The sequence below is a fragment of the Spiroplasma endosymbiont of Dasysyrphus albostriatus genome (assembly GCF_964019495.1).
GTDB lineage: Bacteria > Bacillota_I > Bacilli_A > Mycoplasmatales > VBWQ01 > Spiroplasma_E.
The window spans coordinates 1,326,176-1,337,439 of the sequence record NZ_OZ026447.1; the positions used below are offsets into that span (position 1 = coordinate 1,326,176).

The 11,264-nt window shown below is 23.8% G+C and carries 12 protein-coding genes; 6 read left to right on the forward strand and 6 right to left on the reverse strand.

Annotated elements, in window-relative coordinates:
- Positions 1 to 16 precede the first annotated feature (16 nt).
- From nusA to AACL11_RS08010, 4 genes are all read right to left on the reverse strand, one after another.
- A complete protein-coding gene (gene nusA / locus AACL11_RS07995) occupies positions 17 to 1,192 on the reverse strand; it encodes a transcription termination factor NusA (protein WP_338987315.1) in 1,176 nt (391 codons plus the stop codon).
- A gap of 536 nt (positions 1,193 to 1,728) precedes the next feature.
- Positions 1,729 to 2,301: an IS630 family transposase gene (locus AACL11_RS08000; RefSeq protein WP_338988471.1), complete on the reverse strand. Its 573-nt coding sequence runs from the start codon at positions 2,299 to 2,301 to the stop codon at positions 1,729 to 1,731.
- Positions 2,258 to 2,617 (reverse strand): helix-turn-helix domain-containing protein, encoded by a 360-nt coding sequence (locus tag AACL11_RS08005; RefSeq protein WP_338973555.1) that lies wholly within the window; start codon positions 2,615 to 2,617, stop codon positions 2,258 to 2,260. The genes AACL11_RS08000 and AACL11_RS08005 overlap by 44 nt, the downstream gene beginning before the upstream one ends.
- 174 nt (positions 2,618 to 2,791) lie before the next feature.
- Positions 2,792 to 3,592 (reverse strand): hypothetical protein, encoded by an 801-nt coding sequence (locus AACL11_RS08010; RefSeq protein WP_338987317.1) that lies wholly within the window; start codon positions 3,590 to 3,592, stop codon positions 2,792 to 2,794.
- Between the two features lie 462 nt (positions 3,593 to 4,054).
- Between AACL11_RS08010 and AACL11_RS08015 the strand changes: the two genes are divergently transcribed.
- The 6 genes from AACL11_RS08015 (at position 4,055) to AACL11_RS08040 (ending at position 9,351) form a co-directional block, all read left to right on the forward strand.
- Complete coding sequence (locus AACL11_RS08015; protein ID WP_338987319.1) at positions 4,055 to 4,945, forward strand: hypothetical protein; 891 nt, start codon at positions 4,055 to 4,057, stop codon at positions 4,943 to 4,945.
- A gap of 177 nt (positions 4,946 to 5,122) precedes the next feature.
- The gene (locus AACL11_RS08020) at positions 5,123 to 6,001 is read left to right on the forward strand and encodes a hypothetical protein (RefSeq protein ID WP_338987321.1); all 879 of its coding nucleotides are present in this window, start codon (positions 5,123 to 5,125) and stop codon (positions 5,999 to 6,001) included.
- A 229-nt stretch (positions 6,002 to 6,230) separates the two neighbouring features.
- Positions 6,231 to 6,479: a hypothetical protein gene (locus AACL11_RS08025; RefSeq protein ID WP_252319735.1), complete on the forward strand. Its 249-nt coding sequence runs from the start codon at positions 6,231 to 6,233 to the stop codon at positions 6,477 to 6,479.
- 135 nt (positions 6,480 to 6,614) lie between these two features.
- Positions 6,615 to 7,157 (forward strand): ribosome-recycling factor, encoded by a 543-nt coding sequence (locus tag AACL11_RS08030; protein ID WP_338987323.1) that lies wholly within the window; start codon positions 6,615 to 6,617, stop codon positions 7,155 to 7,157.
- A gap of 34 nt (positions 7,158 to 7,191) precedes the next feature.
- Positions 7,192 to 8,205, forward strand: coding sequence for a phosphatidate cytidylyltransferase (locus tag AACL11_RS08035; protein WP_338987325.1), 1,014 nt, complete (start codon positions 7,192 to 7,194; stop codon positions 8,203 to 8,205).
- A gap of 24 nt (positions 8,206 to 8,229) precedes the next feature.
- Positions 8,230 to 9,351 carry a site-2 protease family protein gene (locus AACL11_RS08040; RefSeq protein WP_252319729.1) on the forward strand — a complete coding sequence of 374 codons (1,122 nt, stop codon included), beginning with the start codon at positions 8,230 to 8,232 and terminating at the stop codon, positions 9,349 to 9,351.
- A 169-nt stretch (positions 9,352 to 9,520) separates the two neighbouring features.
- Here AACL11_RS08040 and AACL11_RS08045 read toward each other — a convergent pair whose 3' ends face one another.
- Both AACL11_RS08045 and AACL11_RS08050 read right to left on the reverse strand, forming a co-directional pair.
- Complete coding sequence (locus tag AACL11_RS08045) at positions 9,521 to 10,360, reverse strand: class II fructose-bisphosphate aldolase (RefSeq protein WP_338987326.1); 840 nt, start codon at positions 10,358 to 10,360, stop codon at positions 9,521 to 9,523.
- A gap of 102 nt (positions 10,361 to 10,462) precedes the next feature.
- Positions 10,463 to 11,260 (reverse strand): Pr6Pr family membrane protein, encoded by a 798-nt coding sequence (locus tag AACL11_RS08050; RefSeq protein ID WP_338987327.1) that lies wholly within the window; start codon positions 11,258 to 11,260, stop codon positions 10,463 to 10,465.
- Positions 11,261 to 11,264: the final 4 nt, after the last annotated feature.

An 11,264-nucleotide genomic window follows, 5' to 3' on the forward strand; every position in this document is an offset into this window, starting at 1 on the left:
CGACCTACTTTATTGTTTATTGATTTTTATTTTTTCATTGTGTTTTTTTTAATAATTCAGATATAAACTTTTCATATTTACTTTCTTTAATATTACCATTTCAAGTAAATTTAATATTATTTTCATTTGCTTGTTCTAATGAAGTAATATTAATATTTCAGTGAGTTACACCGGCAACTAATTTAGCAGCCATACCATTTTTACCAATAGCTAATGATAATTGTTCAGTAGGAACAATAATATTTGCTTGTTTTTCTTCTTCATTAATATCAATTGAAATAACTTTAGCTGGTGTTAAAGCGTTAATTATATATTCTTTTATATTAGGATTTCAGGCAATAATGTCAATTTTTTCGCCACTTAATTCTTGCGTAATTAATTTTGTTCTTTCGCCTTTTGGACCAATACATGCACCAATACCATCAATGCTTGGATCATGACTAACAATTGCAACCTTAGCTCTAATTCCAGGAATACGAGCAATATCTTTAACTTCGATTACACCTTGTGCTATTTCAGGAACTTCTAATTCTAGTAAACAACGTAAAAAATTAACGTGAGTTCTTGATGCTAAAATTTGACCATAGTTTTTATTTTTAATAATATCTTCAACATAAAATTTGATGTAAGTATTATTAGCGATTGGTTTATTTTTTGGTAAAATCTCACTAGGGATTTGATTTTGTTTTGGTAAGAAAGCATAGGCTCTACCAATTTTAATTAACATATAAGTTTCTTCAACGCTTTCAATAGTACCAATTAATATGTGATCTTTTTTATCAATAAATTCATCATAAATTGATGTTTTTTCTGCTTCACGAATTGATTGTTTCACTACTTGAATAGCTTTAAAAATTGATAAACGAGAGAATTGATCACTAGGAATTATTTGCGTATATGTATCACCAATTGTTAAGCCGGGATTCTTTGTTTTAATAGTTGAAAGTGCAATTTCTAATTCAGGATCTTCAACTTTTGGAACAACAATTAAATCCTTTAAAATTTTAATAGTACCTTTATTTTGATCAATTTCAATTCTGATATTTGTACTATCATCACGATGACTTTGATATTCATATGCTTTTTTTAGTCCTTCTTTTAAAGCTTCAATGATATCTTCTTTTGCTATTTGTTTTTCTTCAGCAATTTCATTTATGGCATTTAAAATGATTTGACTAATTTCTTTGTCCACTTTTTCTCCTCCTTGTTTTTTATAAACATTGTTGTTTATTATTTAATAGTATTTGAAATAGATTTATTTCAAAATGAAAATATACTTAAATAAAAAAATAAAATATATTACACTAGAAATAATAAAGACAGCTGGTAGCTGTCTTGCTATAATTCTAATTCATTGTTCATTATACAATATTATTAATTTGAAAACAATAGAAATTTATTAAATGATAGAGTTTTATTATCGTAGATTATATTGTATAAATATCTTTCATTATATTAATGGTAATTTTCAAGTTTTAAACTGATCAAATATAATTATTTATATAGTAGTAATTGTTTTTGTTCTATTATCATTGAAAGATATAACATTCATTTTAAAGTTTCTATTTTTTAAAATCAATGGGAACTAAATTGCTTTTCAATACTAATTTGTTCTTATATTGATATCAATATCGTATATATTCTACTTTTAAAATTAAGTATTAGTAATTTTACTAACTAAATAAAAGTAATTAATTACAAGTTAAGTTAAAAATTAATTATTTATAGCTAACTAAAGTAATGTTTACTCATATCTTGAAAAACAAAATCAATCGCGTTTTTAATATTTGGTCAATAATTTGGTAATATTTTTCTTATATTATGTTTTATAGCAAATCAAAAATGTTCAATTGGATTTAAATTAGGAGAATATGGTGGAAGAAATAATAGTTTGCATCCAGCATTTTCAATTAATTGTTTTGTTGCTTTAGATTTATGAAACGTCGCATTATCTAAAACTATAATTTGTCCACACTTTAATACTGGAATTAGTATATTTTTAACATATGATTCAAAAATTTTACTATTGCAATGTCCTTCAAATGCTCATAGAGCTTTTAATTTACCTTTATTTAGTGCACCAATTATACTCATTCTCTTTATTTTATATGCAGGTTTATTATCAAATAATCTTTTACCTTTTTCAGACCAACCATATTTATAAAATTCATTATCATCAATTCCAGATTCATCAATATATACCAAATCTTCATTCATTATTTTCGCTATTTCTTTTAAAAAATCTTCTTGTTTATTTTTATCTCTTTGTTCATATAGAAAAGTTTTTTTTATATGTATAATTTAGTTTTTTGAAATAGTTATAAACTGTTTCTTTTGTCATATCACCAAATTTTTCAATTACTTTTTGAACTGTAACATCTTTATTTTCTGCTAAATAATTTTTTAATTCATCTAAATCCTTTATTTTGTGGCTATGTCCTTTTTGATAATTCAAAATTGGTTTTATATTTCCGGTTTTTTGCTTTCTTTTTCTTCATAAAAATAAAGTCTTTCTAGTGATATTGAACACTTTACAAATTTCTTTAATTTTCATGTTTTTACTTTCATAAACTTCTATTACTTTTCTTCGTAAGTCCTCACTGTATGGTTTTGGCATAATTTAATCTTCCTAATCTATTTTAATTATTGCTGAATTATACTTGTAAGTGCAAGAATTGTTTAAATTACATATTATTATTTTACATTATTTATGAGTAAACATTACTTTCGTTAGCTATATATATGAAATAAATCTGAAATAAAATTTTAAAAAATTAAATATTTAATAAATCTAAGATAATAAGAAGGTTTTCTCTAATATTTTTTCTTTTTCCTCATGTGAAAAAATAGAATTTATTGAGTCTTTTATATATCATAAAATAGGTCTTTCTCAAGGTTTCATTGGATTAGTTCCAAGAGGACTTAAAAAATATGAAATATTGTACAAAAGAACAAATAATATTAAAAATTTTTGTAATAATATTATTTTATTTAAAATTTCTTCATTTTTTTTAGGATTTTGCTTAATTAAAATTTCTCAAATATAATTAGTTGAATATATACTTTCATTTCCATGTAAAAATGTTGAAAAAAACTTTTGATCATCTTTTAAATCTTTTCTTATAATATTTAATATATAAAATACATTATCAATTGATTCAATATCAGTTTTAAACTCTTCATCAAAAAAAACTAATATTTTTTGAACATTTACATTTTTATTTAAATTATTTATTTTATTTTGACCATCTTTATCTATGCCACCATACATATAATTTTTAAAAAGATGATAATGCTTGTTATTAATGTCATTGCCATATTTTCTATCAACATATAAAAAATAAATGAAAATGAAAATATTATCCTTAAATTTTCTTGTTAAAGAAAAAACATCTGATATTGCAATTTTATTTAATAATAAATCTATAGAATTTAATGTTTTTATTAAATTCTTTAATATCCATAAACATGATGAATGGATTGTAATATCTTCATAATGCAAAATATATTTTTTAACTTTGGGTTCAAGAACTTTTTCAATTAATTTTATAAAATTAATTAATGATTTAAATTCATTATATTTTTCATTCATTTTATTATTTTTTCCTTATCTTTTATATTAAAAACTATCTTAACATTAATAATGTTAACATATTTTCAAAGTAAAAAAAATATCAATTAACAGAGGTTAACTAACTGAAGATTGATTTGTATAGATGAATACTTTAAGTTCATTATGAATAGCGTTAAAATATTAGGTTTTTTTATCTTAATTTTTAAATATAAAAAGACCTGAAAAATTTTCAGGTCTTTTTACATTATATTACTCAATAATTTTGGAAGTACTGTAGAGTATATATAAAAAATAATAAGAATGTTCAGTTAATGAACAATTTAATCCTAACATTTTTGAAATTATTTTCTTAAAAAAAGCAAAATAACACTTAATAATGAAAAATATTATAAAAAGAGCACCAAATAAAAAAGAATGTATAATTAAGAGCAGAAAATAGTTTATATTTTTCAGAAAAATTATCTAAGGAGGAAAAACAATATGAGAAACATGAAAACATTACTACGACTAATGGGTGCTGCTGCTTTAACAACAGTTGCAGCAAGTTCGGTTGTTGCATGTGGAACTCAAACAAAAGCGCCAGCATTGAATGGCAAATATGCAACATTACTAGGATGATATAGTAATGAAAATACAAGTTTAATTAATCAAGAATTAAAAAAGGATGATACTGCTGGTAAAGAAAGTTATTCAATTTCTGTTCCTGCTGCTGATAATACAAAAATTACAGCAACTAAATTTAACGAAAAATTATTAAAAGCAGGTACTGGTGCTGATTCTGATAAATTTCAAGCAGTAAGTGATGATGCTGCAGCCTTTTTAAAGGATTTAGGATTTACACCTGATAGCAAGAAGTTTTATTCAGCTGATGATGTTAAAAAGATTACTGCTTTATCTGCAAAAGTTGAAAGTACTGAAGCAGGTAAAATTGAAGCTGCTGGTACAACTGATTTTAAAGTTGAAGCTGGTACTTGTCAAATTAATATTATGGATAAGGCAACTGGAGATGATGCCAAATCTGTAAAAAAATATACTATTAATACTCTTAAGAAAGATGCATTAGGTGTTCCTGCTGCAGTATATACGCTTGTAGAATTAGCAAAATTGGATTTAACTAAAGCTAACGGATTTGAACAAGGCAAAGATGTACTTAAGTCTTTACCTTGAAAAGCTGCTAATTCTAAAGAAAAAAATCTATATAATTCTTTAGTTAATTTATTTAGCAAAGATAAAGTATCATTAGTTTGAACTTCTGATGATCAAGGTCAAACAGTGGTACCTAAGTATACAGATCAAAAAGTATACTTAACCGTAAAATTTGGAGAAGTAAAAGTTATAAATACTCTAGATTTTGGAACTCCACAAGCTTAAATATATTTTAAAAGATTGCAATTGCAATCTTTTTTAATTTATATTCTTTTTTATCACTTAAAAAATTTTATTAATTTATTAAAATTATAAAAATAATTTCAATTTAAGAATAATAATAAATAGCAGAAAATAATTTATATTTTTTAGAAAATTATCTAAAAGGAGAGAAAACATTATATGAAAAATATAAAAACATTATTACGATTAATGGCTGCTACTGCTTTAACTACAACTGCAGCAAGTTCAATTGTTGCCTGTGACTTTGAAACAAAAGCACCAATATTAAATGGTAAATATGCAAAATTATTAGGCTGATATAGTGATGAAAATACAAGTTTAATTAATCAAGAATTAAAGAAGGATGATACTACTGGTAAAGAGAAGTATTCAATTGAGGCTGATGACACAAAAATTATAATGACTAATTTTAAAAACAGTTTATTAAACGCAAACGAAATTAGAAATCCAAATCAAGCAAAAGATGCTGATGCTGCAGCATTTTTGAAAGAATTAGGAATTACAAGTGGTAGTGAAAATGAAGAATATTTACCTGATGATATTAAAAAAATTACTACCTTATCTGCAAAAGTTACAAGTACTGAAGCAGGTAAAACTGAAGAAAATAATACAGGAACTGATTTTAAAGTTCTTGCTGGTACTTGTCAAATTGATATTATAAGCAAAGATGATGATAGTGTAGTAAAATCTTATACTATTAATACTGCTAAAAATGATGGATTAAACATTTCAAATATAGTTATTACTGAACTTATTAGTGATAAAAATGGTTTAAAATTAACTGCTGCTCAAGGATTTAAACAAGGTGAGTCTGTTGATGATTTTAAATTAGTAATAAAATCAGAAAGTAAACAAAAACAATTTGATTCTCTAGTTCAACTATTAAATACAAATGTTAGTACCCAGTTTCATGCTAGCGTTGCTGATGGTCCATTAGTAACAGGAAATTTTAGAAATTTAAAAGTTTATTTAGCAATATATTTTGGTGATGTTCATCTTTTACCTAGAATAGACTGTGGTATACCATCAACTGTTTAAATCATTAAATATTTTAAAAAATATAATGACAGTTGTTGTTAATTATCATATTTTTTTGTTACTATTAATATAAATGAAAATTATTAATAATTAGACATTTGAAATTAATAGTAATTAAAGTGATAACATTTATAAGTTAAAAAACTAAACTTTAAGTGAGGACACAATTGTATATTTCAATTTTATTAAGTGATATTATTAATTATAAAAATTAAAGAAGGAGAAAAAAATGTTAAAAGCAGGAAGTATATTAATATTTATTGTTTTTATTTTAGAATCAATATTTATAATTCCTTTATTATGAACAATACCCGGTTTTATTTTATACAAAAAAGTAAGTAAAGGTGAAGCGACTACTGATCAAAAAATTGCTTTAGCAATATTAGGAATTATCTTTGGTGCTGCATTAGGTATTATTGGTGGTATTTTTATATTAGTTGATTTAAACAATGATGAAAATAAAATCCAAAGATATTAATAAAAAACATCATTAATTAATGATGTTTTTTATTTTTTTAAATAGTTTTCCATTGGTTTTAATAAAAATTATTATATAATTTTTATAGTTTGATTTAAAAACAACTTAAAATTATTAACTAGGAGGAAAACAAATATGGAAGTTATTATTTTAGAAGCCACAAATCTGATGAATGAAATAATTTTACGTTATAAAAATGAAATTAACAAAATTCGCACCGGAAGAGCTAATCCTAATATCTTAGAAGGAATTAATGTTAGATGTTATGGTGATGTTGATAGTTTAAGTAATATTGCCCAAGTTAAAGTAGCAGAAGCACATCAATTATTAATTAAACCATATGATCGTAGTTTAATTAAAGACATTACAGAAGCTGTTACAAAAGCTGATTTGAAATTACAAATTAAAAGCGAAGCAGAGAATATACGTTTAATTTTCCCACAATTAACAGAAGACGTTCGTAAAACTTTAGTTAAAGATTTGAGTAAAAAAACTGAAGAATATAAAGTTAAAATCCGTAATTGTCGACGTGATGCTGTTCAAAATCTGAAAAAAATAAAATTACCAGAAGATCAAGAAAAGCATGCAGAAACTACAATTCAAGATTTAACTGATAGTAAAATTAAAGAACTTGTATTAATAGAAAACAATAAAAAAGCCGATTTAATGAAAATTTAGCAATAAAGCAATAAATAGTTAGGGGTTAAATATTGTGAAAAAAAAGATAATAAATAAAGAAAATATAAAATCTAAAGTTTCTTTTTTTGCAAAACTTAGTAATTTTTTTAGAACCTATCGAAATCGTATTCTTACAAGCTTTATGTTAATTGCTTGTGGTGTATTATGAATGTTTATTGGGGCAGTTTATTTAGAACCAATTTTTGGTAATAAACCACAGTGATCAGCCTATACATTTATGATAATTAATACTTTAATTTTTATTGGTTGTTTATGAGAAATTATTAATTTAAAAAAAGAATCAAATTGATCAATTGTACTTAAAATTTCTATAATTTTAACAGGAGTCATACTTTTATGAGTTCCGCTTGGTAAAGAAACTTTTGGTCCATATATTTATAATCATTATTGATTTGAAACTTGAATGACTTTATTAATTTTATTATTTTTCATTTGTATTTTTATTTTAATTGCTTGACGAAGTAAAAATTTTCAATTAAGTGATGTTATTTTTATTTTTACTTGAATTATTTATTTAGTGTTTATTGTTAAAGCTGTTAATTTTTTAATGTTATCAGAAATTAAACTTTCAAAACTAGGATGACCAACATTATTGTTTTTATTCATTATTGTTATGTCTAATGATGTTGGTGCTTTTATTGGTGGTATAATTTATGGTAAAACAAAAATGGCACCAAGTGTATCACCAAATAAAACTTGAGAAGGTGCTATTACTGGTTTAATAACAGCAATTATTTTAAGTATGATAACAGTAACTGTTTTTTTAGAAACAAGTAATTATAATCCCTTACCTTTTTTAGAAGTTAATAGTAAAGCACCAATCTATATTGCTTATTTTGCTACTAGTTTTATTCTTTCAATTGCTAGTCAAATGGGTGATTTATTATTTTCTTATTTGAAACGTAATTATCATGTTAAGGATTTTTCAAATATTCTACCTGGACATGGAGGATTATTAGATCGTTTAGATTCATTTTCAACAGTAGTTATTTTTGGTTTTCTAATTACTCTAGCAGCTATTGCTTAATATATAAAATTTAAGGATGAAGTTATGTATATATTTTTAGCCATTTTAATTGGTTTATTTACAATATTATTTTTAATTACCTTGCATGAATTTGCTCATTTTGTAATTGCTAAATTATCAGGAGCATATGTATATGAATTTGCTATTGGTATGGGACCAAAACTTTTGCAGTGAGGTAAAAAAGAAACACGTTATACTTTAAGACTATTACCATTGGGTGGTTATGTTTCTATTGCTTCAGAAATTGCTGATGCTCCTAAAGGACGAGAAGATGAAGTAATTGATAGTAAACGAATGATGGAAAACTTGCAACGTGGTAAAAAAGCAGCTTTCATTAGTGCAGGTGCACTAATGAATTTATTATTAGCTTTTATTTTATTAATGATTGGATATGGAATTTATCCACATAAATATGATCCTAACTTGCCACCAACCTATGCAACAACAGGACCATTATATGAAGCTGTTCAAAAATATAATAAAGATAATCCAAGTTTACCAATTTTAGATACTGATGCTATTACTAGTATTTATAATACTGGTGATATTGAATCTAAACAATCAATTAAATCATATTATGATTTACAAACATGATTAAGTAAATATAATAAAAAGACTACTAATGGTACAGTTATTGCTGATTACAAAATTACTTTTGATAATAAAGACGATAAAACTGTTACTTTTAAACCTGTAGAACAAAAAGGGGTGCTATTCATTGGTGTTAGTCAAGGTAGTTATTATTTAAATGCAGGGCAAGTTATTAGTAATGGTATCATTGATACTTTTAAAGATAGTTACAGTCTTTTACAAGCATTAGGACAATTAGTTACTTTTCATTGACAAAATTTATCAGGACCTGTTGGTATTGTTAAATCAACTAATAGTTTTTTAAATCCTGATTTATCATCAACACAAGCAGCAAGTACATATTTTCGTTGAGCAGCATTATTATCATCTAATTTATTTTTATTAAATATGTTACCAATTCCGCCATTGGATGGTTATAAATTTGTTGAAAATGCAGTTGAAGCGGTAACAAGAAAAAAATTAAATGAAAAATATAAAATTATTGTCAGTATTGCTGGAGCTATATTATTTTTAGTTATCTTTATTGCTATTACTATTAAAGATATATTTTTTTAATCTTTACTTTATAATAAAATCCTATTATAAATAGGATAATAAATTTGAATGAAAAAGTTTTGAGCAATTTTCTTAATTATTTATATTTTAAAAAAATAAAATAGTAACTATTTTAAGTGAACAATATTGTTCACTTTTTATTTTGAAATAAAATCTATAAGTATAAAAACTAAAATTTATATCGATTATTTGCTCCTAAGAGAATTATTTTTTCTTCAACAAATTTCTGAATAGCTATCATTGCATTTTCTATTAAGGTATTAATATTAGATAAATTAGAGTTAGTTTGCAAACTTTTTTTTAGACTTTCAACATAAATCTTTCTTAAATCACTGCTAATATTAACTTTAGTAATACCAGCTTTAATTGCTAGAGCTAATTGTTCATTATTAATAGTAACATTATCATGTAATACTAAAAAAATTTCAGGCATTTTAATAGCAATTTCTTTAATTAGAGAAATTTTTAAATCTTGTCTATTATCTTGATGATGACTATTGATAGCAGTAAATACAAGACCATTAATATTAGTTTTATTTCTAAATAATATTGCTTGTTCAATTAAATTAATATCATTAGTAATATCTCCTTTTGTATTATTGTAAAAAATCTCTGATTCAACAACAATACCCAAAGGAGCAGCAAAATGAACAATATCTTTAGTTTTTTCAATATTTTCTTTAATTGGATAGTTGCTGTAATTTAACATAACTGAACTAAAATCAGATGTAATTTTAGTTTTAATAAAGTGTGGATCAAGACAGTGGTCTAGTTGTAAAAAAATTGGTACTTTTGCACGATTAATAACATTGTTAGTAATAGCAAGTACATATTTTAAATCAATACAATTAATAGTGTTAGGTGTTATCATTAAACATATTGGTGCTTTTTGTTTTTCGGCTGCATTAGTAATTGCAATTAACATTTCTAAATTATCAAAGTTAAAACTTGGGATTGCGTATTTGTTAATTTGTGCATGTTTTAACATTGTTTTCAAGTTAATTTTCAATTACAATCACCTAACTTTTCTTTTTTATTTAATTATATCAATAATATTTATCATGTAAGGAATATAAGATATGTTTTAAATTTTTACTTTTTTCTTTTCTTTTTAATTTTGCTTTTCTTTTTTTTTATTAAGTTGACGTAATATTTTTTGATAAAAATCATATAAACGATGTTCAGAAGTTTGATAACGTTTGAACATTAAGTTATTAATTCAAATATAAAAATATTGTAAACTGAAAACTAAACCAAAAACAAAAACAACGGCACTAGCAGCGATTAATCATCCATATTCACCATTTGAATAATCAAAGAAAAAATATGGATATCATGTATCTCTTGGTGGATGACCAGTTTCTATAAAATCTAAATAACGTAAATGACCTCTAATTAGAATAACAATACAATAAATTGCTGGATAAATAACAATTAATCATAAATATATTTTATGTTGTTGTTTCATATTAATATATTGATGACCTGATGTAACAATAAAGCTAGTAATCATAATTATTGGCATTAATAAGTGTAAAATTAATGTTGCAATTCAATTATAAGCACTGTATTGTTTTGGATCTTGCTCAGCAGTAAAAATACCTATTCAAAATACTAACATCGTAATAGTAATATAAACAGTTACTGCTAATCGAGTTTGAAAACTTGGTTTAGTACCACGAAAATAAGAATCAAATAAATAAACACAAAAATAAATAACAACCATATAATTACTCTCAGTAGTAAAAAAAGCATAGTACTTACTTACTCGTTCACCATATCCTAAATCTTCAAATTTTTCCATTGGATAATATATTGCACTAATTAAATCAATAATTAAAAATAAAATTATCATTATTAATGCAGATAAACGTATATAAAAGTTGGCTTTGTTACTTAATTTATACATAATA